Origin of the sequence: Rhodanobacter sp. FW102-FHT14D06, from assembly GCF_043950705.1 — a bacterium.
Lineage (GTDB): Bacteria > Pseudomonadota > Gammaproteobacteria > Xanthomonadales > Rhodanobacteraceae > Rhodanobacter.
In genome coordinates this window covers 3318129-3344365 of record NZ_CP170722.1, presented here as the reverse complement: position 1 = coordinate 3344365, position 26237 = coordinate 3318129, and the positions used below count along the sequence as shown (strand labels likewise).

At 69.5% G+C, this 26237-nt stretch carries 25 protein-coding genes; 8 read left to right on the top strand and 17 right to left on the bottom strand.

Annotated features, from left to right (window positions below; all coding sequences use genetic code 11):
• Positions 1-24 precede the first annotated feature (24 nt).
• Positions 25-1332: a nitrogen regulation protein NR(II) gene (locus ACFCQI_RS15065; protein ID WP_395118006.1), complete on the bottom strand. Its 1308-nt coding sequence runs from the start codon at positions 1330-1332 to the stop codon at positions 25-27.
• Between the two features lie 101 nt (positions 1333-1433).
• On the opposite strand from ACFCQI_RS15065, the gene ACFCQI_RS15060 reads away from it, so the two are divergent.
• From ACFCQI_RS15060 to ACFCQI_RS15045, 4 genes are all read left to right on the top strand, one after another.
• On the top strand, positions 1434-1811 hold the full coding sequence (locus ACFCQI_RS15060) for a response regulator (protein ID WP_395118004.1): 378 nt from the start codon (positions 1434-1436) through the stop codon (positions 1809-1811).
• 262 nt (positions 1812-2073) lie between these two features.
• Positions 2074-2631 (top strand): YybH family protein, encoded by a 558-nt coding sequence (locus tag ACFCQI_RS15055; RefSeq protein WP_395118002.1) that lies wholly within the window; start codon positions 2074-2076, stop codon positions 2629-2631.
• Positions 2632-2680: 49 nt separating this feature from the next.
• On the top strand, positions 2681-4177 hold the full coding sequence (locus ACFCQI_RS15050; protein ID WP_395118000.1) for an AlkA N-terminal domain-containing protein: 1497 nt from the start codon (positions 2681-2683) through the stop codon (positions 4175-4177).
• Positions 4174-4707 (top strand): methylated-DNA--[protein]-cysteine S-methyltransferase, encoded by a 534-nt coding sequence (locus ACFCQI_RS15045; protein ID WP_395117998.1) that lies wholly within the window; start codon positions 4174-4176, stop codon positions 4705-4707. Before ACFCQI_RS15050 ends, ACFCQI_RS15045 begins: the two co-directional genes overlap by 4 nt.
• On the opposite strand, the gene ACFCQI_RS15040 is transcribed toward ACFCQI_RS15045, so the two are convergent.
• Positions 4708-5091 carry a hypothetical protein gene (locus ACFCQI_RS15040; protein ID WP_395117996.1) on the bottom strand — a complete coding sequence of 128 codons (384 nt, stop codon included), beginning with the start codon at positions 5089-5091 and terminating at the stop codon, positions 4708-4710. It abuts the gene before it with no gap.
• Positions 5092-5175: 84 nt separating this feature from the next.
• Here ACFCQI_RS15040 and ACFCQI_RS15035 point away from each other — a divergent pair, with 84 nt between their 5' ends.
• Positions 5176-6459: an ectonucleotide pyrophosphatase/phosphodiesterase gene (locus ACFCQI_RS15035; protein ID WP_395117994.1), complete on the top strand. Its 1284-nt coding sequence runs from the start codon at positions 5176-5178 to the stop codon at positions 6457-6459.
• Positions 6460-6511: 52 nt separating this feature from the next.
• Here ACFCQI_RS15035 and ACFCQI_RS15030 read toward each other — a convergent pair whose 3' ends face one another.
• From ACFCQI_RS15030 to ACFCQI_RS15015, 4 genes are all read right to left on the bottom strand, one after another.
• Entirely contained in the window at positions 6512-7795 is a 1284-nt protein-coding gene (locus tag ACFCQI_RS15030; RefSeq protein ID WP_395117992.1) for an MFS transporter, read from the bottom strand.
• On the bottom strand, positions 7795-8283 hold the full coding sequence (locus ACFCQI_RS15025; RefSeq protein ID WP_395117990.1) for a hypothetical protein: 489 nt from the start codon (positions 8281-8283) through the stop codon (positions 7795-7797). Before ACFCQI_RS15025 ends, ACFCQI_RS15030 begins: the two co-directional genes overlap by 1 nt.
• 101 nt (positions 8284-8384) lie before the next feature.
• The gene (locus tag ACFCQI_RS15020) at positions 8385-8546 is read right to left on the bottom strand and encodes a hypothetical protein (protein WP_395117988.1); all 162 of its coding nucleotides are present in this window, start codon (positions 8544-8546) and stop codon (positions 8385-8387) included.
• A gap of 104 nt (positions 8547-8650) precedes the next feature.
• Entirely contained in the window at positions 8651-10018 is a 1368-nt protein-coding gene (locus tag ACFCQI_RS15015) for a formimidoylglutamate deiminase (RefSeq protein ID WP_395117986.1), read from the bottom strand.
• 90 nt (positions 10019-10108) lie between these two features.
• Between ACFCQI_RS15015 and ACFCQI_RS15010 the strand changes: the two genes are divergently transcribed.
• The 3 genes from ACFCQI_RS15010 (at position 10109) to hutI (ending at position 14498) form a co-directional block, all read left to right on the top strand.
• A complete protein-coding gene (locus tag ACFCQI_RS15010) occupies positions 10109-11668 on the top strand; it encodes a GNAT family N-acetyltransferase (protein ID WP_395117984.1) in 1560 nt (519 codons plus the stop codon).
• Positions 11669-11761: 93 nt separating this feature from the next.
• Entirely contained in the window at positions 11762-13219 is a 1458-nt protein-coding gene (locus ACFCQI_RS15005; protein WP_395117982.1) for a chloride channel protein, read from the top strand.
• Positions 13220-13232: 13 nt separating this feature from the next.
• Positions 13233-14498 (top strand): imidazolonepropionase, encoded by a 1266-nt coding sequence (gene hutI / locus ACFCQI_RS15000; protein ID WP_395117980.1) that lies wholly within the window; start codon positions 13233-13235, stop codon positions 14496-14498.
• 27 nt (positions 14499-14525) lie between these two features.
• On the opposite strand, the gene lpxK is transcribed toward hutI, so the two are convergent.
• The 11 genes from lpxK to sdhA all read right to left on the bottom strand — a co-directional run bounded on the left by lpxK (position 14526) and on the right by sdhA (position 26225).
• Complete coding sequence (gene lpxK / locus ACFCQI_RS14995; RefSeq protein ID WP_395117978.1) at positions 14526-15500, bottom strand: tetraacyldisaccharide 4'-kinase; 975 nt, start codon at positions 15498-15500, stop codon at positions 14526-14528.
• Between the two features lie 10 nt (positions 15501-15510).
• A complete protein-coding gene (gene msbA, locus ACFCQI_RS14990; RefSeq protein WP_395117976.1) occupies positions 15511-17295 on the bottom strand; it encodes a lipid A export permease/ATP-binding protein MsbA in 1785 nt (594 codons plus the stop codon).
• Positions 17292-17723, bottom strand: coding sequence for an ExbD/TolR family protein (locus ACFCQI_RS14985; RefSeq protein ID WP_395117974.1), 432 nt, complete (start codon positions 17721-17723; stop codon positions 17292-17294). The genes msbA and ACFCQI_RS14985 overlap by 4 nt, the downstream gene beginning before the upstream one ends.
• A gap of 10 nt (positions 17724-17733) precedes the next feature.
• On the bottom strand, positions 17734-18381 hold the full coding sequence (locus tag ACFCQI_RS14980) for a MotA/TolQ/ExbB proton channel family protein (protein WP_395121376.1): 648 nt from the start codon (positions 18379-18381) through the stop codon (positions 17734-17736).
• A gap of 114 nt (positions 18382-18495) precedes the next feature.
• The gene (locus tag ACFCQI_RS14975) at positions 18496-20796 is read right to left on the bottom strand and encodes a DNA internalization-related competence protein ComEC/Rec2 (protein WP_395117972.1); all 2301 of its coding nucleotides are present in this window, start codon (positions 20794-20796) and stop codon (positions 18496-18498) included.
• Positions 20797-20905: 109 nt separating this feature from the next.
• Positions 20906-21604: a lipoprotein-releasing ABC transporter ATP-binding protein LolD gene (lolD, locus tag ACFCQI_RS14970; protein WP_395117970.1), complete on the bottom strand. Its 699-nt coding sequence runs from the start codon at positions 21602-21604 to the stop codon at positions 20906-20908.
• Between the two features lie 7 nt (positions 21605-21611).
• Positions 21612-22853: a lipoprotein-releasing ABC transporter permease subunit gene (locus tag ACFCQI_RS14965; RefSeq protein WP_395117968.1), complete on the bottom strand. Its 1242-nt coding sequence runs from the start codon at positions 22851-22853 to the stop codon at positions 21612-21614.
• A 93-nt stretch (positions 22854-22946) separates the two neighbouring features.
• Positions 22947-23384, bottom strand: a complete 438-nt coding sequence (locus tag ACFCQI_RS14960) for a protein YgfX (protein WP_395117966.1) — start codon at positions 23382-23384, stop codon at positions 22947-22949.
• Complete coding sequence (locus tag ACFCQI_RS14955) at positions 23356-23538, bottom strand: succinate dehydrogenase assembly factor 2 (RefSeq protein WP_395121375.1); 183 nt, start codon at positions 23536-23538, stop codon at positions 23356-23358. The genes ACFCQI_RS14960 and ACFCQI_RS14955 overlap by 29 nt, the downstream gene beginning before the upstream one ends.
• 63 nt (positions 23539-23601) lie before the next feature.
• Positions 23602-24384 (bottom strand): succinate dehydrogenase iron-sulfur subunit, encoded by a 783-nt coding sequence (locus ACFCQI_RS14950; protein WP_395117964.1) that lies wholly within the window; start codon positions 24382-24384, stop codon positions 23602-23604.
• Between the two features lie 53 nt (positions 24385-24437).
• A complete protein-coding gene (gene sdhA / locus ACFCQI_RS14945) occupies positions 24438-26225 on the bottom strand; it encodes a succinate dehydrogenase flavoprotein subunit (RefSeq protein ID WP_395117962.1) in 1788 nt (595 codons plus the stop codon).
• Positions 26226-26237 lie beyond the last annotated feature (12 nt).

The following is a 26237-nucleotide window of genomic DNA, read 5'->3' as shown; positions in this document are numbered from 1 at the left end:
GCCCGAATGCGGTGGTCTGCCGGGTCAGCCCGCTGCGGGCAGGCGCAGGCGCGGGAACGCCAGGGTCATCGTGGTGCCCTGGCCCGGTGCGGATTCCACGTCGACAAAACCGCCGGCCTGCCGCATCACGCCGTACACCTGGGCCAGACCCAGGCCGGTGCCGCTGCCTTCGGGCTTGGTGGTGAAGTACGGCTCGAACAGGCGCTCGCGCACGGCTTCCTCCATGCCGCTGCCATTGTCGGTGACGGCCAATGTGACGTAGTCACCCGCCTGGCGCAGCGTGCTGCTCTCGGCCTCGCCCACGATCAGCTCGCCCAGGTCGACCCGGATGCTGCCCTGCCCGCGACATGCGTCGCGTGCATTGATGCACAGGTTGATGAAGGCCTGTTCGATGGAATGGCAGTCGCCCAGGGTAGGCAGCTCGTCATCGACGGGCCCGACCTGGAAATCCATGCCGGCGCCCAGGCTCTGCCTGGCGAAACCCTCGATGTCGCGAACGATCGCGGTCAGTTCCACCGGCGCTGCCGCATAACGGTGCACACGGGCAAACGCGAGAAGCCGCTTGGCGAGCAGCGCGGCGTGCTGTACGCCCTCCATGCTGTAGCCAAGCATGCGGCGCTGCCGCTCGTCGAGGTTGGCCGGATCGTCCTCGATGCTGCTGAGCGCCACCATGGCGATCTGCAGCATGTTGGCGAAGTCGTGCGAGAGGCCCGCCACCAGTTGGCCAATCGCCTCGTTTTTCTGCGCCTGCTGCGAGGCGTGCTCGGCCACCGCCTGGGCGGCGCTTGCCAGGCCCAGTTGCAGCTTCAGCGACGCCTCCCGGCCGGCTCCCTCCCGCTGGAACACCCGTGCGCGCGCCAGCTGCCGGGCCAGCGCCTCATAGCGGGCGGCATCGCTTTCGCCGGCCAGTTCGCTGAGGCTGAGCCGCCGGTGCAGGCCGTGGATCACCGTGTCCAGGGCCAGCGTTGCCTGCACCGGCTCGGTGACGTCATGGCTGATCACGACGATGCCGTCCACCCGCTGTCGCGCATCCAGATACGGATGCACGCTGATCTCCCACCAGCCATCTTCGCCGTCGGCCGACGGCAGCACCTGGGTGAACTCGACCGAGCGCCCCTCGCGCGCGCTCGCCAGCGCTGCATCGATCGCGGCACGCGCTCCCTCGGGCCAGAACGCGGCCAGCGGTTGCCCGATCGCGCTGACCGGGTCGGCAATGCACAGCGCGGCGCGGCCGCTGTCGTTCATGCCGACGATGTGACCGGACACGTCGAGCTCATGTATGCCATCGGGGAAGAACCCGACCAGCTGTCGATAGCGCTCAAGTCGGTTCATGCGTCGCCGCCCCCGGGGAGCTACAGCCTACACAGATTCCACCCTCACCGGGCTTTTACACCGGACAGATCATGGTCGGTCCCCGTCTGCGGAAGATCGCCATGACCCATGCGCAGAACTACACCATCCTGCTGGCAGAGGATGACCGCAGCGCCCGCGACGCCACCGCGATGGTGCTGGAGGCCGAGGGCTACCACGTCGTGACCGCCGGCAACGGCACCAGCGCGCTGAACATGCTGATGCAGGATTCCACCATCGACCTGCTGGTGAGCGACATCCACATGCCCGGCGGCATCGACGGTATCGAACTGGCGCTGCGCGCCCGACGGCATCGGTCCATCCAGGTCATGCTGATCTCGGCGGATCCACGCAACAGCTTCACCTGTTTTCCCGAAAACACGACCTTCCTGGCCAAGCCCTACGATCGCCGCGCCCTGCTCGGCGCAGTGGGCGGGCTGCTCGGCATCACCTCCGCCTGAACGTCCGGTGGGCGAAGGGCGTGGAGCGCGCGTTTCGCCGGGTGCCCGTCGAACGCTGGCGCTGAGCGGCCGTCGGCATGGCTGAGGGCGGGCTGCGGGCGGCGTCGATGCCGGTGTGCTTGCGCAGCGCCCCGCTCGCGCAGGTCTCCAGGCTGACCTGGCCATGCCCGCGGCGCTGCGTCGATGGCCCGTGCGTTCCGGCACTGGCGCCACGCCTGGGGCGGATGGAAGCTGCGCGGCAACCCGACCGCCGGAGTCGCCGATGTCACGCTCGATGGGGTTGATCCTGCTGCTTGCCGCCCTGCCCGCCGCGCCGGCGTCCGCCGCGATGGCTGCGGCCGATCGCGCCGCCTGCGAGGTATGGCAACGCGAACTGGCGTTTGCCCGCAGCGTGCAGCGGCACGATGCCGCGGCATTCGCCGCGTTCCTCGCCGACGACAGCGTGTTCGACGCAAATGCGGACACGCCCGTGCGCGGACCGCAGGCAATCGTGCGGCACTGGGCGGCGATCCTTGCCGGCAAGTCCGTGCGGCTGGACTGGTATCCGCAGCACGTGGTCGCGAGCGCGGACGGCACGCTGGCGACGTCCAGCGGCCCGTACCTGTTCGAGAACATGGGCGCGAACGCGGCATCGCGTTACGCGATCGGACATTTCTCGACGACATGGCGGCGCGCGCCGGACGGTTCGTGGCGGGTCGCGTTCGATGGTGGCGACAGCGGCCGCCCCGCCAGCGACAAGGAGGCGGGGGACTTCCGCCGCAGCCGCCAGCACGCCTGCCAGCGACCCACCGCGGTGGTGCTGCCGACGATCCGGCATTGAGGTCCGAAAACGGCCAGTTCCGCGGCCGCCGCAGTGCTAGCCTGCGCCCATGTCCGAATCACCCGCCGCCATCCTGCCCGCGCTGGCCGTCTGCGAACAGGCGCGGCTGAGCCGCGACGCCCGCTTCGACGGATTGTTCTTCACCGCCGTCACCAGCACGCGGATCTATTGCCGCCCGGTCTGCCCGGCGCCGCCGCCGAAACCGGCAAACATCCGCTACTACGCCAGCGCCGCGGCCGCGGAAGCGGCCGGGTTCCGGCCCTGCCTGCGCTGCCGGCCGGAACTGGCGCCGGGCAATGCGAGCTGGCATCGCGGCGAGCACGTGGTGGCGCGTGCGCTGAAACTGATCGATGCCGGCGCGCTGAGCGAGCGTCCGCTGGCGGAGCTGGCCACGCGCGTGGGCGTCGGCGCGCGGCAACTGCGCCGCCTGTTCGTGGCGCATCTGGGCGCACCGCCGATCGACGTGCACACCACCCGCCGCCTGCTGTTCGCCAAGCAACTGCTGACCGAGACTGCGCTGCCCGTGACCGAGGTGGCGCTGGCGTCGGGCTTCGGCAGCCTGCGCCGTTTCAATGCCGCGTTTGCGGCGGCGAACCGGATGCCGCCGCGCGAGCTGCGCCGGCAACCGCGCGCTGCGGCCGGCGCCACGCTGGTGCTGCGCCTGGGTTATCGCCCGCCATACGACTTCCCGGCCTTGCTGGCATTCCTGCGCACGCGCGCGCTGCCCGGCGTGGAACGGGTGGACGAGCACGCCTACGCGCGCGTGTTCGGCGACGCGGATGATGCCGGCTGGCTGCGTCTGTCCGCGGCGCCGGGCGGTGATCACGCGCTGCAACTCGAACTGCACGGCGCACGGCCCGCGCAACTGCTGCCGCTGGTCACGCGAGCGCGGCGGATGTTCGACCTCGACGCGGACCCGCGCGTGATCGCGGCGACGCTGGGCGCCAGCGCGGTGCTGAAACCGATGCTGCGCCGGCACCCGGGCCAGCGCCTGCCGGGCGGCTGGGATGGTTTCGAGATCGCGGTGCGCGCGGTGCTCGGCCAGCAGGTCAGCGTGGCGGCCGCACGCACGCTGGCCTCGCGCATCGTGCAGCGCCACGGCTCGGTGCTCGCGCTGCCGCTGCCGGACGGCCTGGAACGGCTGTTTCCGACCCCGGCGCAACTGGCCGACGCGGACCTGCGCGAGCTCGGCGTCACCACCGCACGCGCCGCCGCGATCCGCGGCATCGCGCAGGCGCTGCTCGACGGCCGCGTGGATTTTCGCGTGGAGCAACCGCTGCACGAATTCGTCGGGCGCTGGGTGGCGCTGCCCGGCATCGGCGAGTGGACCGCGCATTACATGGCGATGCGCGCGCTGAGCCACCCCGATGCATTCCCCGCCGCCGACCTGATCCTGCGCCGAGCGGCGGCCGGCGACGGCGCCGAACTGGGCACGAAGGCGCTCGCCGCGCTGGCCGAGGCATGGCGACCGTGGCGCGCCTACGCGGTGATGCATTTGTGGCGCAGCGTCGGCGACGCCGCGACCGCCCAACGGAGCAAACCATGAACGCCGAAACGATCCACGTCGACGGGATGCCGAGCCCGGTCGGCCGCCTGCTGTTGCTGGCCGACGCGCAGGGGCTGCGCGAGATCCGCTTCGAGACCGAGCGGCACCCGCGACCGGTTTCACCGCACTGGGTGCGCTCGTCGTCGGCGCTCGCATTCGCGCGCGAGCAACTGGAGGAATACTTCGCGGGCACGCGAACCGGGTTCGACCTGCCGCTGCATCCGCAAGGCACGGCGTTCCAGTTGACGGTGTGGGAGGAACTGGCGCGCATCCCCTACGCCGAGACCATCAGCTACGGCGAGCTGGCGCGCCGTATCGGCCAGCCGCAGGCGATGCGCGCGGTCGGCGCGGCGAACGGGCGCAACCCGCTGCCGATCGTGGTGCCCTGCCATCGCGTGATCGGCAGCAACGGCAGCCTCACCGGCTTCGGCGGCGGCCTGCCGGCGAAGCGATTCCTGCTGGGGTGGGAACGCCGCATCGCGCACGGCGACCTGTTCGGCGCTGACGACGGGCGCCGCGCGGCGCGCTGATCAACCGCCGCTGCGCGACGACGCCGGCGCATCCGGCGGGATCACCCGCGGCAGCACGGAGTGGGCCTGCTGCCGGTCGAGCAGGTCCCTGAGCGCAACGCGGTCGCGCTCGTGCCGCGCCTGGTCGGCCTGCTCGAGCTGGCGTTGCAGCAGCTTGTTCTTCGCGCCCGGACGCTTCGCGTTGTCGGACACGTTCTGTTGCAGTTGCTGCTGCAGTTCGCTCTGGCGCACCTGATCGCGCAGCTGCTGCTGGCGCACGGCATGGCGGGACGCGTCGCCCTGCACCGGCGCGTACGCGAGCACCGGCGTCGGCGGCGTGACCTGCCCGGCGCCCGCGACAGCGGAAGAGCCGAGCGCCAGCAGCATCGCCGTACAGGCGAGCATGCGGGTTGGAGATGCGTGGGCTGCAATCGTCATGACTCTGCGCGACCATGGGCGTTGGTTTGGCCAGAGTGTGCAACGACCCGCATGAACACAGTGTTCCGCCTGCTGCTTTGCGCAGCCATCGCCGCGTGCGCCGGTTGCGCGCATCTTTCCGGCACCGATCGCGCGCTCGTCCGCGCCGCGACAAGCGAACCCTCACCGTTGCTGCTGATCTCGATCGACGGCTATCGCCACGACTACATCGATCGCGGCCTCAGCCCCAACCTGGAGAAGCTGGCCAGGCACGGCGTGCAGGCTGCCTCGATGCAACCCTCGTTTCCCTCGCTGACGTTTCCGAACCACTACACCCTGGTCACCGGACTGCGCCCGGACCATCACGGCGTCGTCGACAACACCATGTTCGACCCGCAGCTGGGCAAGTTCTCGCTGGGCAACCGCAAGGCGGTCAGTGACGGCCGCTGGTGGGACGAGGCCACGCCGATCTGGGTGACCGCCGACGAACACGGCATGCGCACCGCGACGATGTTCTGGCCGGGTTCGGAAGCGGCGATCCACGGCCGCCATCCCGACTACTGGCACCCGTTCGACGGCAGTGTCGGCGCCGATGCGCGGGTCGACCAGGTGCTGGCCTGGCTCGACTTGCCGCCCGCCTTGCGGCCTCGTTTTCTCACCTTGTATTTCGATGCCGTCGATCACGCCGGCCACGAGCACGGCCCGGACTCGCCGCAGGTCGACGCCGCGCTGCGCGCCACGGATGCCGCGCTGGGCCGACTGCTGCAGGGCCTGAAGCGGCGCGGGCTGTTCCAGCGGATCAACCTGATCGTGCTGTCCGACCACGGCATGGCCACGGTGCCGGCCGGCAACACCGTGCTGCTGGACGACCTGCTGCCGCTGGACCAGGTGCAACTGGTGAGCGAGGGCATCGTCGCCGGCTTCAATCCGCGCTCCGACAGCGCGGAAGACCGCGCCCGGTTCGCGGCGATCGAACGCAAGCTGGAACGGCCGCAACGACACATGCGCTGCTGGGACAAGCGCCGCATACCGGCGCGCTTCGACTACGGAAGCAATCCGCGGGTGCCGCAGCTGATCTGCCTGGCCAACGTGCACTGGCGCATCGCCAGCCGCGCCAAGCTGGCCGCGAAGAAGGACCCGCCCAGCCTGGGCAACCACGGCTACGACAACGCCGAGCCTGCCATGCAGGCGATCTTCATCGCGCACGGCCCGGCGTTTCGCGTCGGCGCGAAGATCCCCGCCTTCCCGAATGTGGACGTCTATCCGCTGATGACCCACCTGCTCGGACTGCCCGCCGCCGCGAACGACGGCGATTACGACGCGGTGAAGGGGATGCTTGTGAAGGGGACTCGGTAGAGCGAAAGCGCCGGCAGCGACGCACTGCACCCCTGGGGTGGGCACCGCCCGCCTACCCCATCGCGCCCTTGCTCATCGGCGTCGGCGCGGTCGCCACATTGACCAGCGGCGGCAGCCGGAACAGCCACAGCGCGACCAGCAGTCCGAGCAGCACCAGCGCGCCGACGAACAGCGCCACCCCGGCCCAGCCGTGCGCGGCGTAGAACAGGCCGCCGCTGGCACCGGCGATGCTGGAGCCCATGTAGTAGCAGAACAGGTACACCGACGCGGCCTGCGCCTTCGCCGCGCCGGCGCGGCGGCCGACCCAGCTGCTGACGATCGAGTGGCCGCCGAAGAAACCGAACGTCACCGCCACGAGGCCGGCCATCACCAGCCACAGCGGTTGCGCCACGGTCAGCGCCACTCCGGCCAGCATCAGCGCGAGCGCCGTCCACAGCACCTTGCGCCGGCCCAGCTTGCCGGCCAGGTGGCCCATCCACGCCGAGCTGAAGGTGCCCACCAGATAGATGCCGAAGATCAGGCCCACCACCGCCTGGCTGAGGTTGTACGGCGGCGCCAGCAGGCGGTAGCCGAGGTAGTTGTAGACCGTGACGAACGCGCCCAGCAGCAGGAAGCCCTCGATGAACAGCCACGGCAGGCCGCGGTCGTGGAAGATGCCGTTGAAGCGACCCGCGACCGTGCGCCAGCGCAGCGGCTGCGCCGTGAAATGCCGCGAGGCAGGCAGCATGCGCCAGAAGACCAGCGCGGCCACGATGCCGATCAGCGCGACCACGGCCACCCCGATGCGCCAGCCGAAGAAGTCCGCCAGCACGCCGGTGATCAGCCGCCCGCCCATGCCGCCCACGGCACTGCCGCTGATGTACAGGCCCATGCCCAGCCCGATCGACTCGACGTGCATCTCCTCGCTGAGGTAGGTCATCGCCACCGCGGGCAGCCCGCTCAGGGTCAGCCCCAGCAGCGTGCGCACCACCAGCAGTGCGTACCAGTCCGGCATCATCGCAGTCACCAGCACCAGCACCGCCGAGCTGAGCAGCGAAGTCACCATCAGCGACTTGCGTCCCCACGCGTCCGACAGCGCGCCGGCAAACAGCATCGCGAACGCCAGCACCCCGGTGGTCAGCGACAAGGACAGCGCCGCGCCCGCCTCGCTCACCCCGTAGTGGCGGCTGAACTCCGGCATCAGCGGTTGCACGCAGTACAGCAGGCCGAACGTGGCGAAGCCGGCGGCGAACAGGGCGAGATTGGTGCGGCGGAAGTCTGGCGTGCCGTGATGGATGTAGCGCGCGGCGGCATCCGTGGACGGAAGTGCTGCCGCAGGCTTGGGGGCTGTCGTCATCACTGCCTGCGCTGCGGCACGAACCGGAAGGGTCGGATAGCCTGGCGCACCCGCCGCGCGAAGAACGCGATGATCAGGCCGTACAGCAGCATTGCCAGCACGTTCTCCAGCAGCGACAGCACCGTGAAGTGCGGATTCTTCGCGGCCGACAGCGGCACCACCACGAACTCCATCACCACGAAGACCACCACGCCGTAGGCAAGTCCCGCAGTGATCCAGCTGCGGCCCATCCACGCCAGGCGCTGCGCGGCCAGCACGAAGATCGCCGCGATCAGCAACGACATCGCCCATTGCAGCACCAGGCCCAGCAGCGACACCGGCAACCCGCCGGCGAACGCCGCACGGCCGAGCAGGCCGCTGGCGATCGCGCGCAGGATGATCAGCGGGTCGACCATGTTGATCAGCGACGCCGCGCCGATGTCGATGGTACCGGCCACCAGGCCACCCCGCAGGATGGCGGCGCCCGCCGAGCGGCGTGCCTGATTCATGCGCGTTCCCGACTGCGGCGGCATGCCGCATGCGAGCGGGCAACATACTCCCGCGCCAGCGCCGTCACCCCTGCCGATGGTCACGCCGCCGGCTGGCACGCTCAGCGATAACGCCAGTGCCCGCCCACCCAGACATGCGGTGCCACCCAGTGGCCCGGCACCCACGCGCGCCCGCGCGCGGGCACCACCACGCAGCCGGCCAGCGTCGCGCCAAACAGCAACAGCAGGGCGGCGGCGGAAACACGATGCAGGAATCGACGCATGGCACGCTCCAGATGAGGGAAGTGCCCCCATCAACGGCATTCGCGCGCGGGCGATGACAAGGGTGTGGCGCACGATGGCAACCGTTCAGCCGGCCGCCGTCGACTCAGCCGGCGGCGATCCGCTGCACGGCGGTGCGATACCGCGCTGCAATGCGTTCCTCGTCATGGTGGCGGAAATCGCGCACCACCCAGCGACCGGCCCGCATCACGTCGCGCACCAGCGGCGTGTTGCCGGCGAACAGCCAGCTGTCGAGCACGGAGGTCTCATCGCGCGCGGCGAGCAGCGGCGAGTTTTCGTCCAGCACGATCAGGTCGGCGGGCGCGCCGGCATGCAACTCGCCGCCCGGCAGGCCGCTGGCGCGCGCGCCGCCGGCCAGAGCGCCGCGCCACAGCGTCTCGCCCACGCTGGCCCCGGGCTGGCGGGCGGCGATGTTGCGGCGACGGGTGAGCAGCCGCTGGCCGTATTCGAGCCAGCGCAGTTCTTCCACCGGCGAAATGGAAATGTGCGAATCCGAGCCGATGCCGAACGTGCCCCCGGCATCGAGGTAGGCCGCCAGCGGAAACAGGCCGTCGCCGAGATTCGCCTCGGTGGTCGGACACAACCCGGCCACCGCGCCGCTGGCGGCGATCCGTGCGGTCTCCGCCTCGGTCAGGTGCGTGGCGTGTACCAGGCACCAGCGGGCATCGACCTCGGCGTGGTCGAACAGCCACTCGACCGGGCGGGCGCCGCGGATGGCCAGGCAATCCTGCACCTCGCCGATCTGCTCGGCGATGTGGATGTGGATCGGCCCGCGACGCACCCGCGAGTCGGCGAGCACTTCGCGCAACGCCGCCTCCGGCACGGCGCGCAGCGAATGCAGCGCGGTGCCGACGCGCAGGTCGTGATCGGCGTGCGCCTGCAGCGTGTCGAGCAGGCGCAGGTAGCCATCCACGTCGTGGCCGAAGCGCCGCTGTCGTTCGCCCAGCGCGCGGCCGTCGAAACCGCCGCTGATGTACAGCACCGGCAGCAGGGTCAGGCCGATGCCGGCCTCGCGCGCGGCCTCGACCAGCGCCAGCGACATGGCCTCGGCCTGCGCGTACGGCGTACCGTCGGGCCGGTGGTGCAGGTACTGGAATTCGCACACGCGGGTGTAGCCGGCCTTGAGCATCTCGACGTAGAGCTGCGCGGCGATCGCCTGCAGCGACTCCGGGTCGATCACCGCGGCAAAGCCGTACATCGCCTCGCGCCAGCTCCAGAAGCTGTCGTCCGCCCTTCCCCGGCGTTCGGCCAGGCCTGCCATCGCGCGCTGGAACGCATGGGAATGGAGGTTCGGCATGCCGGGCAACACCCACTGGCCGATCGTCTCGATGCCGTCGCTCGCGTCGACCAGCGCACCACCGGCGTCCACCGCGAAGCTGGCATCGCGCTGCCATTCGCCGTCTCGCCACAACCGTCCGGCCCGGTAGCTGGTGCTGCGGCTGGTTTCGTTCATCGATGGTCTCCGTTGCGATGGTCGCCAGTGTAACCGTGCCTGCGCCGCGCCTTCACCCGAGCCTCGACACGCCCATGCATAATGGCCCGCATGGCAGGCAAATCCAGTGAAAACACCCCGCGGTTGTTGTTGCGCCAGGCGCGGCCGGTCGACGTGCCGCAATTGGTGGAACTCACCGGGCGGGTCTACGGCCCGGAATGGGGCCATTCGGCCGAGATGCTGCGCTCACAGCAGACGCACTTCCCGGAAGGCCAGTTCGTGGTCGAGTACGACGATCGCATCGTCGGCTACTGCGCCACCTTCCGCATCGACGAAGCCACCGCGTTGGCGCCGCACACCTGGATGGAGATCACCGGCGGCGGCATGGCCTCGCGCCACAAGCCGGACGGCAACTGGCTGTACGGCATGGAAGTCGTGGTGCACCCCGACTACCGCGGCATGCGCATCGGCCAGCGGCTGTATCGCGCGCGCAAGCGGTTGTGCATGAATCTCAAGCTGCGCGGCATCGTGTTCGGTGGGCGCATTCCGGGGCTGGCGAAGAACATCGCGCGCTACGGCAGTGCCGAGTCCTACGTGCAGGCGGTGACCGAAGGCCGGCGGCGCGACCTCACGCTGAGCTTCCAGCTGTCCAACGATTTCGAGGTGATCGGCCTGCTGCGCGGCTACGTGCCCTCCGACCACGAGTCGCTGGGCTACGCCGTGCACCTGGTCTGGCGCAACCCGCAACTGCTCGACCAGCCCGACACGCCCTCGATCCCCTCGCCGCAGCGCCTGCCCGACGCGGTGCGGGTGGCGTCAGTGCAGTACCAGCAGCGGCGCATCGCCTCGTTCGAGGAGTTCGCCACCCAGGTCGAGTATTTCACCGACATCGCCGCCGACTACAACGCCGACTTCGTCACCTTCCCCGAACTGATCACGCTGCAGTTGCTGTCGATCGAGAACACCGAGCTGTCGCCGGTGGATTCGATCCGCAAGCTCAGCCACTACACGCCGCAGGTGAAGGAGCTGTTCAGCCGTCTGGCCGTCCATTACAACATCAACATCATCGCCGGCACGCATCCCACCGAGCAGGCCAACGGCGACATCCACAACGTCTGCTACGTGTGCCTGCGCGACGGCTCGCTGCACGAGCGCGAGAAGCTGCACCCCACGCCCAGCGAGCGCAACGTGTGGAACATCGCCGGCGGCGACAGCGCGGCCACTGTGCTCACCGACTGCGGCCCGATCGGGGTGATGATCTGCTACGACTCGGAGTTTCCCGAGGTGGCGCGCCACCTCGTCGACCAGGGTGCGCTGATCCTGTTCGTGCCGTTCTGCACCGACGTGCGCGAGGGCTACCTGCGCGTGCGCTACTGCGCGCAGGCGCGGGCGATCGAGAACCAGTGCTACGTGGTGCTGTCCGGCAACGTGGGCAACCTGCCCGGGGTCAACAACTTCGACATCCAGTACGGGCAAAGCTGCATCCTCACGCCCAGCGACTTCGGCTTCGCCCGCGACGGCATCGCCGCCGACTCCACGCCGAACATCGAGACCGTGCTGTTCGCCGACCTGCACCTGGCAACCCTGGCCCGCGCGCGCAACGCCGGCGCGGTGACCAACCTCAAGGACCGCCGTTTCGATCTCTACGAAACCCGCTGGCGGCCACGCTGATGGCGACTCGCGGTGCGACAGCGTTCGCACCGGTATCGGACGGCCAGGGCTGGCGGCATCAATCCTGCCGCGGCCGTCTGCGATAATCGCGCCATGCCAGAACCGCCCAAGTCCGCTCCAGCATCCTCCAATCCCCGCCTGCAGGCGCTGCTCGGGCATGAGTTCTTTGCGCCGCACCACTGGAAACGCCGGTTGGTGTTGTGGGCGGGCGCCGTGCTGGTGGCGCTGGCCGCGATCCTGTTCGCCAAGGCCAGCGTCTGGTCCTACCAGTTGTTCCTGCGCATCCTGGATCACGGCATCTGGATACCGCTCATCCTCACTCCGCTGGTGTTCGGGCTGCTCGCTCAGGCAACGGAGGGGCGCCTGCGCGCGACCCGCGGCAGCGGCATTCCGCAGGTGATCGCCTCGCTGCACATCGAGGACGGCGGCTTTCGCACGCGCATGCTGTCGCTGCCGGTCGCCGCCGGCAAGATGGTGCTGACCCTGGCGTCGCTGGCGGTGGGCGCCTCGATCGGGCGCGAAGGCCCGACCGTGCATGTCGGCGCAGCGCTGTTCTACTCCATCGGCAGGCGTTTCGGCTTCAGCGATCCCAAGGCTGCATCGCGCTTCATCCTCGCCGGCGGCGCAGCCGGCATCGCGGCGGCGTTCAACACGCCGTTGGCCGGCGTGGTATTCGCAATCGAGGAGCTGGCCGGGACGTTCGAGCACCGCTTCAGCGGCCTGCTGCTGACCGCGGTGATCATCGGCGGCGTGGTGTCGCTGGGCGTCATGGGCAACTACTCATACTTCGGCGAAGTGGACGCGAGCCTGCCGCTGGGCAGCGCTTGGTTGGCCGTGCTGTTGACCGGGGTCGGTTGCGGCCTGCTCGGCGGCCTGTTTGCGCGCCTGATCCTGCTCAGTCGACGCGGCCCGCTGGCGCAGGTCGGTCGCCTTCGCGCGCGCTGGCCGGTGTTGTTCGCCGCCGGCTGCGGCCTGGCACTGGCGGTGCTCGGCGTGTGTACGCACAACAGCATCTACGGCACCGGCTACGACCAGGCCCGCGCGATCGTGCAGGGCACGGCCGCCATGCCGGGCCAGGACTTCGGCATCGCCAAGCTGCTGGCCAATGTGGTCTCGTACTGGGCCGGCATCCCCGGTGGCATCTTTTCGCCGGCGCTGGCGGTAGGCGCCGGCCTGGGCCAGAACATCGCGCATCTGCTGCCGGGCGCGCCCGCCGGTGCGGTGGTGCTGCTAGGCATGAGCGCCTACCTCGCCGGTGTCACCGGTTCGCCGCTGACCTCGGCGGTGATCGCGATGGAGCTGACCGACAACCAGGACATGGTGATTCCGATCATGGCAGCCTGTCTGCTTGCTCGCGCGGCCGCATCGCTGTTCTGCCCGACCCCGGTATATCGGGACTTCGCCGAACGCATGGTGCGCGACGCCGAGCGACAGCAGCAGGCCGAGCGGGCCCACCACCAGCCCGCCAGACCGTTGCCCGCAGCCGCCGAGACCACGGCTTACCCCGACTCCGCCGAGTCCGGCCAACCGCAGCATCCCGGCAAACCATGACGGAGCGATACCGATGACCCAACCACGCTGGGACCGCCTGCTGTTGAACGCCACCCTGGCGACGTTCGCCGGCGAAACGCCGTATGGCCTGGTCGAGCACGCGGCCATCGCCATGCAGCACGGGCGCATTGCCTGGCTGGGGCGGATGAACGAACTGCCGGACGCGCCGGTGGCGCTGGCCGACGAAGTGGAATCGCTGGACGGCGCCCTGGTCACCCCCGGGCTGATCGATTGCCACACCCATCTGGTGTTCGGCGGCGACCGCGCCGACGAGTTCGACCTGCGCCTGAATGGCGCCAGCTACGAGGAGATCGCCCGCGCCGGCGGCGGCATCGCCTCCACCGTCAAGGCCACCCGTGCGGCCAGCGAAGAGTTTCTCTACGCGCAGGCGCTGCCGCGCGCCCGCGCGCTGCTGACCGACGGCGTGACCACGCTGGAGATCAAATCCGGCTACGGCCTGGAACTGGACAGCGAACGCCGCATGCTGCGCGTGGCGCGCCGGCTCGGCCGCGAGCTGGGCATCAGCGTACGCACCAGTTTCCTTGGCCTGCACGCGCTGCCGGCGGAGTTCAAGGATCGCCGGGCCGACTACCTGGCGCTGGTCTGCGACGAGATGCTGCCGGCGCTGGCGCGCGAAGGCCTGGTCGATGCGGTCGACGGCTTCTGCGAGAGCATCGGCTTCAGCGTCGCGGAAGTTCGTCGTCTGTTCGAGCGGGCACGCGAACTCGACTTGCCGGTGAAGCTGCACGCCGAGCAGTTGTCCGACCAGCACGGCGCCGCCCTGGTGGCCGAGTTCGGCGGGCTGTCAGCCGATCACCTGGAGCATCTGGGCGAGGCAGGCGTGCGCGCCATGGCCGCCGCGGGCACCGTCGCGGTGCTGCTGCCGGGGGCGTTCTACGCGTTGCGCGAAACCCGCTTGCCGCCGATCGACCTGCTGCGCGAACAACGCGTGCCGCTGGCGGTGGCCACCGATTGCAACCCCGGCACCTCGCCGCTGCTGTCGCTGCGCATGGCGGCGGGCATGGCCTGCACGCTGTTCCGGCTGACCCCGGAAGAAGCGCTGCGCGGCGTGACCGTCAACGCCGCGCGCGCGCTGGGTCTGTCCGATCGCGGCACGCTGGCGGCTGGCCAGCGCGCCGACGTGGTGATCTGGAATGCGCGCCAGCCGGCGGAACTGTGCTACTGGATCGGCGGCAACCTGGCGCGGCGGGTCTACGTGGCCGGCGAGGCAGTATCGCGGCGCAAGCCTGCGCAGCGCGCGGCGGGCACCCAGCCGTAGGGAGTCGCCGCGCCAGGACTCTTCGGATCACCACCGCGCGAGGCGTTCGCGCAAGGCGGCATGGAAGGCCGGCGGCAATTCCGCCCGCACCGGCACGCGCCACCAGTGCGGCCGTGCGAACGACCGGCACTTGACCGCATCCTTGTCGGTCATCAACAGCGGCAAGCCGTCCGCGAAATCCAGCTCGTCCGCGCTGAACGCATGGTGGTCGGCAAAGGCGTGCCCGATCACCTCGATGCCGGCGGCGCGCAGGCTTTCGAAGAATCGCTGCGGGTTGCCGATGGCCGCCACCGCATGTGCCGGCCCGGTGGCGAAGCTGGCCAGCGGGCGACGCTCGCCGCCTTCCAGCGCCACCGCCTCGTCGCCGCACAACCTCATCGGATATTCGCCGACCTCGGCGGTGCCGCCGTTGCATACGCGCAGGTCCACGCTGCGCAGCCGGCCCAGCGGCTCGCGCAGCGGGCCGAGCGGCAGCAGCTTGCCGTTGCCGAAGCGACGGACGCCGTCGATCACGCAGATCTCCACGTCGCGCGCCAGCGCGTAATGCTGCAGGCCGTCATCGGCCACCACCACGTCGCAGCCGGCGTCGAGCAGCAGCCTTGCCGCCGCGGGACGATCGCGCCCGACCGCGACCGGCACGCCGCTGGCGCGGATCAGACAGGGTTCGTCGCCGACCTGTCGCGGGTCCGGCGAGCCGCCGAGCAGCAGCGGCTCGCGTTGCGTGCCGCCGTGGCCGCGACTCACGACGCCGGGCCGGAACCCGTGCTCGCGCAGGCTGGCGGCCACCGCGATCGTCAGCGGCGTCTTGCCGGTGCCGCCGGCGGTGAGGTTGCCGATGACCACCACCGGCACCGGCAGGCGCTCGCGGCGCAGCCAGCCGATGCGGTACAACGCGCGACGAAGCCGGATCACGCCGCCGTAGAGTGCAGCCAGCGGCCACGTCCACCACGGCGCGCGACCGCCGCCGTACCAGGCCGATGCGAGCGTGTCGGGCAGCGCCATGACGGGCGTCTCAGCCGCCGGCCGTTACGGCCGCGGCGTCGTGGAACTGCATGCGGTGCAGCGCGGCGTACTGCCCGTTCAGCGCGAGCAGTTCGGCGTGGGTGCCGCGCTCGACGATGCGGCCCTGATCCATCACCGCGATCTGGTCGGCGCCTTCCACGGTAGACAGGCGATGGGCGATCACCAGCGTGGTGCGATCCTTCATCAGCCGTGTCAGCGCCTGCTGGATCAGCCGTTCGGACTCGGTATCCAGTGCGCTGGTGGCCTCGTCCAGCACCAGGATCGGCGCGTTCTTGAGGATCGCCCGGGCGATCGCGATGCGCTGGCGCTGGCCGCCGGAGAGCAGGTTGCCGCTCTGCCCGATCGGCGTGTGGATGCCGAGCGGCATGCGCGAGATGAACTCCATCGCATTGGCCGCCTCGGCCGCGGCGACGATCTCCGCCTCGCTGGCGCCGGCCAGTTCGCCGTAGGCGATGTTGTTGGCCACGGTGTCGTTGAACAGCACCACGCTCTGGCCGACCCAGGCAATCTGCCTGCGCAGCGAAGCCAGCGTGTAGCTGCGGCAATCCTCGCCATCGAGCACGATGCGCCCGGCGCCGGGCACGTTGAAGCGCGGCAGCAGGCTGACCAGGCTGCTCTTGCCGCTGCCCGAGCGTCCGACCAGGGCGGTGACCGTGCCGGGCGCGCAATCGAGATTGACTTCCTGCAGGGCGGGAACATGGCTGCGCGGGTACGTCAGGCCGACGTCGACGAAATGCAGCTCGCCGCGGCTGCGCTCGAGCTCCAGCGTGCCGGCATCGCGCTCCGGCGGCAGGTCGATCACGTCGAAGATGTCCTCGGCCGCCGACAGTCCGCGCTGGATGTTCGCCTGCACGTTGGTGAGGCGCTTCAGTGACGGCAGCATGGTGCCCATCGCGGTGAGCACGGCGAAGAACACGCCGGGCGTCATGTTGACCAATACCTGCGGCCGCGTGCCGAGAAACACCAGTGCCGCCAGCGCGCTGGCCGCCACCAGTTGCACGGTGGAGCTCGACGCCGCGTTGGTGGCGGCGATCTTCAGGTTGAGCCGCCGCGTATGCCGGGTGATCTGGTCGAAACGCTCGGCCTCGTGCGCCTGGCCACCGTACACGCGCACCTCGCGATGTGCGCCCACGGATTCCTCCACCGTGCCGGTGACCGAACCCATGCTGCCCTGGATGCGCCGGCTGATCTGCCGGTAGCGGCGCGCCACCACCGTGGCCACCAGCGCGATCGCCGGCACCATCACCAGCAGCGACAGCGTGAGGTAGGGGCTGTAATAGAGCATCACGAACAGCATCGCGATCACGGTGAAGCCGTCGGTGATGGCGATCTTCGCCGCACTGCTGGACGCCGCGGCGACCTGTTCGCTGGTGTAGGTGATGCGCGAGATCTGCTGGCCCGACGGCTCGCTGCCGAAATACGGCGCCGGCAGCTTCAGGTACGCGGCGAACACCTCCAGCTGCAGCGCCTGCACCACGTGCCGGCCGATGTAGGAGATGCCGTAATCGCTGACGAAGGTGCCCAGCGAGCGCACCAGAAAGATCGCGATGATCCAGATCGGCATCCAGAAGATCAGGTACGGGTCTTTCTGCGCGAACAGGTTGTCGATCATCGGCTTGATCAGCCCGGTGAACAGCGCCAACCCGCCGCCGTCGGCCAGCATGCCGACGAAGGCCACCAGGCCGATCGCCCAGTAGCGTCGCGTGTAGCCGAGCAGGCGTTTGTAGGTCGGCCAGCTGCCCGCGTCTGCCGCGGTCGCCTGGTCCGCGTTCATTGCGCGGCGCCCGGTTTGCTCGGTGTCGTGGCGATCGACAGGCGGGTGAAGCCAAGCTGGCCCAGTGCATCCATCGCGGTCACCACGTTCTGGTTCGGCGTCATGGCATCGGCACGGATCGTCACCGCCTGGTCGCGGCTGTCGCCGGCATGGCGCGCGAGGCTCTGCTTGAGCGCCTCGATGCCCTCGCCCATCACCTCGTCGCTGCCGACGAAGAAGCGGCCGTCGCGGTCGATCATGATGGTCAGCGCCGGCGCGTTCATGTCGCGCTCCTGCACGCTCGCCTGCGGCAGCGTCACCTTCAGCCGCGAATGCTGCACGAAGGTGCTGGTGAGCACGAAGAACATCAGCAGGGTCAGCAGCACGTCGATCAACGGGATCACGTTGATCTCGAAATCGTCTCCGCGGCGGTCGTTGCCGATGCGCATCGACGGTGCCTCAGCTCGCGCTCGGCGCGGCGGGTGCCGGCGCGCGACGCGCACGCGCGACGGGTGCCGGCGCGGTCAGGGTGAGATCGTCCAGCAAGGCTGTGGCCTGCTTTTCCATCAGCACGCAGTAACCGGCCACGCGCGAGCGGAAGTAGCGGTGCAGCACGTAGGCGGGGATCGCCACGGTCAGGCCGGACGCGGTGCAGATCAGCGCCTCGCCGATGCCGCCGGCCATCCGCGCGGGATCGCCGATGCCGCCGCCCATCACCTCCATGAACATGCGGATCAGGCCGATCACGGTGCCGAACAGGCCCAGCAGCGGGCCGATCAGGGCGATCGTGCCCAGCGTGTTGAGATAGCGCTCCATCCGGTGCACCACGTGGCGACCGGTGTCCTCGATGCGCTCCTTGATGATCTCGCGCGGCTGCCGCCGCACCGCGAGCGCGGCTGCCAGCAGCTCGCCCAGCGGCGAGCCGTTGGCAAGGGCTTCCAGATGACCGGGATCGAGCTGGCCCGAGCGCGCCCACTGGCGTACCTCGTCGCCCAGCCCGGGCGGCAGCACCGAGCTGCGGCGCAGCGTCCAGCAACGCTCCAGCACGATCGCCAGGGCGACCGCCGAACAGATCAGGATGGGCACCATCGCCCAGCCGCCCGCCATCAGGATATCAAGCACCTTCAGTCCTCGCCGCACCACGCTCCGGGGAAGCGCGCATGATAGCAGCGTCGTTCGCGCGTACTGCGGCAGGCGTGGCAATCCCGGCGTCGCACCATGCTACTCGCGCCAGTAGCGGGGCTGCTGCCGGCGCCAGCCCGGCTGCCGTCGCGGCGTCCCGTCGGCGGGAAACTCCACCTCCACGGCCCCCTCCACGGCAGTGTTGAACAACGGCACGCCCGCCTCGGCATAGCGCGCCAGGACCTCCGCACGCGGGTGCCCGAAGCGATTGCGCCAACCGGCGGAAACCAGCGCCAGCGACGGCCTCAACGCCGCGATGAAGGCCGCACCGGAGGAAGTCTTGCTGCCATGATGCGGCACCACCAGCACCGGCGGCAGGCCCGCCCCCACCGCCGCAGCCACCGCCGGTTCCACCTTCGAACTGATGTCGCCTGGCAGCAGCACCCGCCCGCCGCGTCCCTCCACCAGCAGCACGCAGGAGCTGTCGTTGTCGCGGTCCCCGCCGCCGGGCGCCGGGCTCAGCACGCGGAAGCGCACGCCATCCCACTGCCACGCCTGTCCGGCCGCGCATTGCTGCATGGGCACGCGCATGCGGGCGGGTTCGCCGGCCAGCCGGCGTGCCTGCGGAAACGCCTCGGCAACCGTCTGCGCGCCACCGGCGTGATCATTGTCGCCATGGCTGATCATCAACATATCCACGCGCGACAGGCCCAGCGCATGGATGGACGGCAGCACCACGGCCTCGCCGAGGTCGAAACCGGAGGGATAGCGCGCACCGGTGTCATAGACCAGCAGGTGATCGTGCGTGCGCACCAGCACCGCCAGCCCCTGCCCCACGTCGAGCACCCACAACCGGAACGCTCCGTCGGCCGGCGTACTGCGCGGCGGCAACAGCAGCGGCAGGAACAGCGCCGCCCCGAGCCAGCGCAGCGGCACCCCGCGCGGCATGAACATCCACAGCGCACCGACCACCGCCAGCAGCAGCGCGTGGAGCTGCACCGCCGGCAGATACCAGTGAGCCCCCGGCCAGGTGGCCATGCGCTCGAACAGCCACCATTGCGCGTGGACGATCCGCGCGGCCAGCCACAGCACCGGCGCGGCCAGCGGCGGGCACAGCAGCAACAGCAGCATCCCGAACAGCGCGCACGGCACGATCACGAAACTCACCACCGGCACCGCGACCAGGTTGGACAGCGCACCGACCAGCGACGCCTGGCCGAAGAACCACAGGGTCAGCGGCAGCAGCGCCACGGTCATCAGCAACTGGCCGGCGGAGAGTTCGTGCAGGAAGGCACGCCAACCGCGACCTTGCGCCTGCAGGCAGAGAATCAGGAACGCCACGCCGACGAAGGACAACCAGAATCCCGGCGCCAGCACCGCCAACGGATCGGCCAGCAGGATCGCGATCATCGCCAGCGCCAGCGATTGCGCCCCGCTGCTGCCGCGCCGACTGCAACGCGCCAGCGCCACCACCGCGATCATCAACAGCGTGCGCACGGTAGGCAGGCCGAAGCCGGCCAGCGCGCTGTAGACCACGGCGAACAGCAGCGCCGCGGCGGCCTGCGCCTGCGGACGCGGCAGACGCAGCGCCGCTGGCGGCCACAACGCGTAGACCAGCCAGGCCAGCCACACGCCGAACACCGCCGCCACGCCGACGTGGAAACCGGAGATCGCGATCAGGTGCGAGACGCCGTTCGCCCGTGCCACCGCCCAGTCCTGCTGGTCGAGGCCACGCGTGTCGCCGACCGCGAAGGCGCGCAACAGCGCGGCATCGTGCGGGTCATGCACGCGCGCGGCGATGCCGCGGGCGATCGCCGCGCGCGTGCCGTCCACGCACCAGCGCGGACCCGGGAGGCGGCGATTGCCTTCATCCTCGCGTACGTAGCCGGTGGCGACGATGCCGCGCTCCAGCGCCGAGCGCTCGCTGTCGGTGCTGCCGGGGTCGAGCAGCGCGCGCGGGCGCTTCAGGCGCAGCAGCAGGCGCCAACGCGTGCACGGCGCGAGCGGCGGCGCGCCCTCGTACCACGACACGGTGAGCAGGCCGTGCAAGGCCAGCGGCCGGCCGTCCAGTTGGGCGCTTTCGACCCGCAGGGTGAAGCGGCTGGCATCGGTACGCGCCAGCGGCAATCCGTCGAGACTGCCGACGACGAGCACGTCGCGGCCTTCCAGCGCGCGCGGCAGCCGGGCCTGCATCGCCTGCGTGCCGCACCACAGCGCCCAGGCGACACCCAGAGGCAGGGCGCACAGCCAGCGCCAGCGCGGACAACGCCACGCCCAGGCCAACGCCAGCACGATGAGCGGCAGGCAGATCCACACCGACGGCAGGCGCGGCCACGCCTGCACCAGCAACACGCCTGCCAGCAAGGCCAGCGCCACCGTGATCGCCCCCTGTCGCGCCATGCCGCGTCGCCCGTTCCGTCCTGGAGACCGTCGAGCCTAGCGTGCAAGCGGCGACGCTGATGCTGAAAGTGCTGTAGGCGTGCGCCGGGGTGCGCTCCTGCCGTTGACGTCAGGCGCCCGGACCTTCCCGCAGCACGCCGTTGTGCAGCACCAGGGTGCGATCCATCTTCGCGGCCAGGTGCGGGTCATGCGTGACCAGGATGAAGCTGGTGCCGATTTCGCGGTTGAGTTCCAGCATCAGCTCGTAGACCTGGGCCGCGTTCGCCTCGTCGAGGTTGCCGGTGGGCTCGTCGCCGAGCACGCAGGCCGGCCGCGTCACCAGCGCACGCGCCACCGCACAGCGCTGGCGCTCGCCACCGGAGAGTTCCGATGGCTTGTGGTGGGTGCGCGCGCCCAGGCCGACCCGCTCCAGCAAGCCGACCGCCTGCCGCTGCGCCTCGGCGATCGCGGTGCCGCGGATCAGCAACGGCATGCACACGTTCTCCAGCGCGGTGAACTCGGGCAGCAGGTGGTGGAACTGGTAGATGAAGCCGAGCGACCGGTTGCGCACGCGGCCGCGCTCGGCGTCGGAGAGCTTCGACAGTACGCGGCCATCCACCTCCACTTCGCCGGCGGTCAGCGTGTCCAATCCGCCGATGATGTGCAGCAGGGTGCTCTTGCCGGAGCCGGAGGCGCCGACGATCGCCATCGTCTCGCCGCGTTTCAGGGTGAAACTGACGTCGCTCAGCACGTCGGTGCGCAGGCCGCCTTCGGCGTAGGTCTTGGCCACATGGCTGGCGCGCAGCACGTTTTCGCGGGTGGGAGACATGGATTTCTCACTCATAACGCAAGGCCTGCGCCGGCTGCGTGCGCGAGGCGCGCCAGGCGGGATAGAGGGTGGCCAGCAGCGCGAACACGAAGGTCAGCAGCGCGGTCCAGCCCACGTCCTGCCAGTCCAGCCGGCTCGGCACCTCGCTGATGTAATAGACGTCCGGCGACAGGAAGGTGACGTGGAAGGTGTGCTCGATCCACTTGACGATGCCCGGCAGTTTCCACGACAGCAGCGCGCCGAAACCCACGCCGAAGCCGATGCCGACGAAGCCCACCAGCAACCCCTGCACCATGAAGGTGCCCATGATGCTGCGCGGCGTGGCGCCGAGCGTGCGCAGGATCGCGATGTCCGCCTGCTTGTCGGTGACCAGCATCATCAGCATCGAGATCAGGTTGATCACCGCCACCAGCACGATCAGCGACAGGATGATGAACATCACCAGCTTTTCCATCGACAGCGCATGGAACAGGTTGGCGTTCTCGTCCATCCAGGTGCGCACGCCGTAGTACTGCCCCAACTGACTGGCCAGTTCGCGCGCCACCGGGCGCGCGCTGAACAGATCGTCCAGGCGAAGCCGGATGCCGGTCGGACCAGTGAGATCATTGAGTTTCTCGGCATCGCGCATGTTGACCAGGGCCAAGCCGGAATCGAACTGCTCCATGCCGAGCTGGAACGTGCCGGTGACGTGGAAGCTGCGCATGCGCGGGATGCCGCCCATCGGCGTGGCGCGCAACTCCTGCACCGCCATGGTCACGCGGTCGCCCACCCCCACCCCGAGCTGCATCGCCAGATCGCGGCCCAGCACGATGTTCCAGTCGCCCGAACGCAGGTCGTCGAGCGAGCCTTCGATCATGTGCTGGCCGATGTCGACAACCTTCGGCTCCTGCGCCGGGTCGATGCCGCGCACCCGCACGCCGGCCGAGCGCTGGCCGATCAGCATGGCCTCGGATTCGACGAACGGCGCCGCGCCCAGCACGTGCGGATTGGCCTGGGCGACCTGCAGCGCGCGCGGCACGTCCTTGATCGGGCCGTCGACGCTGGTGATCGTCGCCTGCGACACCGCACCCAGGATGCGCGAGCGCATCTGGTAGTCGAAGCCGTTCATCACCGACATCACCGTGATCAACGCGATCACGCTGATCGCAATGCACACGATCGACACGGTGGAGATGAAGGAGATGAACTGGTTGCGACGTTTGGCGCGCGTGTAGCGCAGGCCGATGAAGAGTTCGAGCGGTCGGAACATGGGCGATTCGCTTGTGGTGATGGCACGGGGCGGGCCGCCCGGACCGGCATTATCGGTCATTCGACAAGACCGCGCCGATTCGACGAAGTTGCCTTACCAGCGCGGCAGCGCCTCACCCGGCTGCATCGTCGCCAGGCGCATGCGCAGGCGACGGCGGATGTCGGCGTCGCTGTTGTCCGGCGCCAGCAGCAGCACGCAGATGCCGTGCTGCGCCGATTGCATGCGCAGCCAGACCAGATCGCCCAGCACGCGGAACGAAGCCAGGCTGGCGGGATGATCCTCGCCGTCCACGGTATGCAGGGTCCAGCCCGACTCTGCGCTCCAGCCGGCGGCAGCCACGACAGTCATCGCCAATCGGCGACACGCCTGCCAGGCCGCCAGTGCCAGCGCAACCACCGTCACCGCGCGCAGCCAGGGCGGCAAGGCGCTGACCAGCACGGCGATCGCGGCGAGCGTCGCCACCAGCAGCAGGCTGCGCGGCAGCAGCCGCGACGGGGAATAATCAAAGCCGATGGCGGGCGCGGATGTCATCGATGATGATCTGCCAGTCGGCTCTGTCGGGACGGGCGTGGCCCATCATCCAGTCCCACAGCTCCGGGTCCTGCGTGTCGAGCAATTCGTCGAACGCCTGCCGCTGTGCCTCGTCGGCCTGCTCGAAACGCTCGTCGAGCCAGCCGCCCAGCATGGCATCCAGTTCGCGCGTGCCGCGGCGGGCACGCCAGCGCAGGCGGCCCTTATCCACGACGCATCATGCGCTGCGCCGCTCCACCATCAGCTTCTTGATCTCGGCGATCGCCTTGGCCGGGTTCAGCCCCTTGGGGCAGGTGCGGGTGCAGTTCATGATGGTGTGGCAGCGGTACAGCTTGAACGGGTCTTCCAGGTCGTCCAGGCGCTCGCCGGTGGTTTCATCGCGCGAGTCGACGATCCAGCGGTAGGCCTGCAGCAGGATTGCCGGACCGAGGTACTTGTCGCCATTCCACCAGTAGCTGGGGCAGCTGGTGGAGCAGCAGGCGCACAGGATGCACTCGTACAGGCCATCGAGCTTCTTGCGGTCTTCCGGCGACTGCAGGCGCTCCTTGCCCGGCGCCGGGCTCTGCGTGCGAATCCACGGCTTGATCGAGGCGTACTGCGCGTAGAAATGGGTGAGGTCCGGGATGATGTCCTTGACCACGGGCATGTGCGGCAACGGGTAGATCTTCACGTCGCCGCTGGCGACGCTGTCGATCGCGCAGATGCACGCCAGCGTGTTGGTGCCGTCGATGTTCATCGCGCACGAGCCGCAGATGCCCTCGCGACAGGAACGGCGCAACGATAGCGTCGGGTCGATCTCGTTCTTGATCTTCAGCAGGGCGTCGAGAACCATCGGACCGCATGCGGCCAGGTCGATCTCGTAGGTATCGATGCGCGGATTCTTGTCGTCGTCCGGTGACCAGCGATAGATGCGGAAGGTGCGCGGCTTCTTCGCATCCTTGGCCGGGTAATGCTTGCCGGGCTGGATCTTGGAGTTCCGTGGCAGCGTGAATTCACCCATGGCATTGCCCTTCCATATTCTCGAAAACGGGACGTGACATCGAACGCAACGACTCAGTAGACGCGCTTGGCCAACGGGACCGAAGCCACCTCGTCGGTCAAGGTGTCCAGGTGCACCGGACGATAGTCGAAGCGGGTGGCGCCTTCGCGGTCGACCCACACCAGCGTGTGCTTGAGCCAGTGCTCGTCATCGCGCTCCGGGAAATCCTCGCGGGCGTGTGCGCCACGGCTCTCCGGCCGCTGCGCGGCCGAGTGCATGGTCGCCACCGCCTGCTCGAGCAGATTGGCGAGTTCCAGCGTCTCGATCAGATCGGTGTTCCACACCAGCGAACGATCGCTGACCTTGACGTCCTCGAACGTCTTGAACACCTCGGAGATCTTCTGGCTGCCTTCATCCAGCGTCTCGCCCGTGCGGAACACCGCACCGTAGCGCTGCATCGTGCGCTGCATGTTCAGCCTGATCGCCGCCGTGGGCGTGCTGCCGTTGGCGTTGCGCAGGCGGTCGAAGCGCTCCAGCGCCTTGTCCAGCGCGGTGGCGGGCAGATCCTTGTGCGGCGTGCCGGGCTGGATGATCTCGGCGCAACGATGCGCCACGGCACGACCGAACACGACCAGGTCGAGCAGCGAGTTGGAGCCCAGCCGGTTGCCGCCGTGCACCGACACGCACGCCGCTTCGCCGATCGCGAACAGCCCGGGCACCACGGCATCCACGTCGTCTCCGCGCTTCTGCACGACTTCGCCGTGGTAGTTGGTGGGGATGCCGCCCATGTTGTAGTGGACGGTCGGCAACACCGGGATCGGCTGCTTGCTGACATCGACGCCGGCGAAGATGCGCGCCGACTCGGCGATGCCGGGCAGCCGCTCGTGGATCACCTCGGGGCCGAGATGCATCAGGTTGAGGAAGATGTGGTCCTTGTGCTCGCCGACGCCGCGGCCTTCGTTGATCTCGACCGTCATCGCGCGACTGACCACGTCGCGCGAGGCGAGATCCTTCGCATGCGGCGCGTAGCGCTCCATGAAGCGCTCGCCCTCGGAGTTGGTGAGGTAGCCGCCCTCGCCGCGCACGCCCTCGGTGATCAGGCAGCCGGCACCGTAGATGCCGGTGGGATGGAATTGCACGAACTCCATGTCCTGCAGCGCCAGGCCCGCGCGCAGCACCATGCCGCCGCCGTCTCCGGTGCAGGTGTGGGCCGAGGTGGCGCTCAGGTAGGCCCGACCGTAACCGCCGGTGGCCAGCACCACCGCGTGGCCACGGAAGAAATGCATGGTGCCTTCGTTCATGTCCAGCGCCAGCACGCCGCGGCACACGCCCTCGGCGTCGAACACCAGGTCGATCGCGAAGTACTCCACGAAGAAGGTCGCATCGTGCGCAAGCGCCTGCTGGTACAGGGTGTGCAGGATCGCGTGACCGGTGCGGTCGGCAGCCGCGCAGGTGCGCTGCGCCGTGCCCTTGCCGTAGTGCGTGGTCATGCCGCCGAACGGACGCTGGTAGATCCGGCCGTCCTCGGTGCGCGAGAACGGCACGCCGTAATGCTCGAGCTCGATCACCGCTTCGGGCGCGTGCTTGCACATGTACTCGATCGCGTCCTGGTCGCCGAGCCAGTCGCCGCCCTTCACGGTGTCGTAGAAGTGGAAGCGCCAGTTGTCCTCGCTCATGTTGCCGAGCGCGGCGGCGATGCCGCCCTGCGCCGCCACGGTGTGCGAACGCGTCGGGAAGACCTTGGTGATGCACGCCGCCTTGAGACCCTTCTCGGCGAGACCGAAGGTGGCGCGCAAGCCGGCGCCGCCGGCGCCGACCACGATCACGTCATAAAGATGCTGCTGAACCTTGTAGCTTTCCATGGAATCCCGGCC

What these genes read in the sequence shown, in the direction of transcription:
- ACFCQI_RS15065 (WP_395118006.1), bottom strand. Translation starts at nt 1,332, where the DNA reads ATGAACCGACTTGAGCGCTATCGACAGCTGGTCGGGTTCTTCCCCGAT.
- ACFCQI_RS15060 (WP_395118004.1), top strand. Translation starts at nt 1,434, where the DNA reads ATGACCCATGCGCAGAACTACACCATCCTGCTGGCAGAGGATGACCGC.
- ACFCQI_RS15055 (WP_395118002.1), top strand. Translation starts at nt 2,074, where the DNA reads ATGTCACGCTCGATGGGGTTGATCCTGCTGCTTGCCGCCCTGCCCGCC.
- ACFCQI_RS15050 (WP_395118000.1), top strand. Translation starts at nt 2,681, where the DNA reads ATGTCCGAATCACCCGCCGCCATCCTGCCCGCGCTGGCCGTCTGCGAA.
- ACFCQI_RS15045 (WP_395117998.1), top strand. Translation starts at nt 4,174, where the DNA reads ATGAACGCCGAAACGATCCACGTCGACGGGATGCCGAGCCCGGTCGGC.
- ACFCQI_RS15040 (WP_395117996.1), bottom strand. Translation starts at nt 5,091, where the DNA reads ATGCTCGCCTGTACGGCGATGCTGCTGGCGCTCGGCTCTTCCGCTGTC.
- ACFCQI_RS15035 (WP_395117994.1), top strand. Translation starts at nt 5,176, where the DNA reads ATGAACACAGTGTTCCGCCTGCTGCTTTGCGCAGCCATCGCCGCGTGC.
- ACFCQI_RS15030 (WP_395117992.1), bottom strand. Translation starts at nt 7,795, where the DNA reads ATGACGACAGCCCCCAAGCCTGCGGCAGCACTTCCGTCCACGGATGCC.
- ACFCQI_RS15025 (WP_395117990.1), bottom strand. Translation starts at nt 8,283, where the DNA reads ATGAATCAGGCACGCCGCTCGGCGGGCGCCGCCATCCTGCGGGGTGGC.
- ACFCQI_RS15020 (WP_395117988.1), bottom strand. Translation starts at nt 8,546, where the DNA reads ATGCGTCGATTCCTGCATCGTGTTTCCGCCGCCGCCCTGCTGTTGCTG.
- ACFCQI_RS15015 (WP_395117986.1), bottom strand. Translation starts at nt 10,018, where the DNA reads ATGAACGAAACCAGCCGCAGCACCAGCTACCGGGCCGGACGGTTGTGG.
- ACFCQI_RS15010 (WP_395117984.1), top strand. Translation starts at nt 10,109, where the DNA reads ATGGCAGGCAAATCCAGTGAAAACACCCCGCGGTTGTTGTTGCGCCAG.
- ACFCQI_RS15005 (WP_395117982.1), top strand. Translation starts at nt 11,762, where the DNA reads ATGCCAGAACCGCCCAAGTCCGCTCCAGCATCCTCCAATCCCCGCCTG.
- hutI (WP_395117980.1), top strand. Translation starts at nt 13,233, where the DNA reads ATGACCCAACCACGCTGGGACCGCCTGCTGTTGAACGCCACCCTGGCG.
- lpxK (WP_395117978.1), bottom strand. Translation starts at nt 15,500, where the DNA reads ATGGCGCTGCCCGACACGCTCGCATCGGCCTGGTACGGCGGCGGTCGC.
- msbA (WP_395117976.1), bottom strand. Translation starts at nt 17,295, where the DNA reads ATGAACGCGGACCAGGCGACCGCGGCAGACGCGGGCAGCTGGCCGACC.
- ACFCQI_RS14985 (WP_395117974.1), bottom strand. Translation starts at nt 17,723, where the DNA reads ATGCGCATCGGCAACGACCGCCGCGGAGACGATTTCGAGATCAACGTG.
- ACFCQI_RS14980 (WP_395121376.1), bottom strand. Translation starts at nt 18,381, where the DNA reads ATGGCGGGCGGCTGGGCGATGGTGCCCATCCTGATCTGTTCGGCGGTC.
- ACFCQI_RS14975 (WP_395117972.1), bottom strand. Translation starts at nt 20,796, where the DNA reads ATGGCGCGACAGGGGGCGATCACGGTGGCGCTGGCCTTGCTGGCAGGC.
- lolD (WP_395117970.1), bottom strand. Translation starts at nt 21,604, where the DNA reads ATGTCTCCCACCCGCGAAAACGTGCTGCGCGCCAGCCATGTGGCCAAG.
- ACFCQI_RS14965 (WP_395117968.1), bottom strand. Translation starts at nt 22,853, where the DNA reads ATGTTCCGACCGCTCGAACTCTTCATCGGCCTGCGCTACACGCGCGCC.
- ACFCQI_RS14960 (WP_395117966.1), bottom strand. Translation starts at nt 23,384, where the DNA reads ATGACATCCGCGCCCGCCATCGGCTTTGATTATTCCCCGTCGCGGCTG.
- ACFCQI_RS14955 (WP_395121375.1), bottom strand. Translation starts at nt 23,538, where the DNA reads ATGCTGGGCGGCTGGCTCGACGAGCGTTTCGAGCAGGCCGACGAGGCA.
- ACFCQI_RS14950 (WP_395117964.1), bottom strand. Translation starts at nt 24,384, where the DNA reads ATGGGTGAATTCACGCTGCCACGGAACTCCAAGATCCAGCCCGGCAAG.
- sdhA (WP_395117962.1), bottom strand. Translation starts at nt 26,225, where the DNA reads ATGGAAAGCTACAAGGTTCAGCAGCATCTTTATGACGTGATCGTGGTC.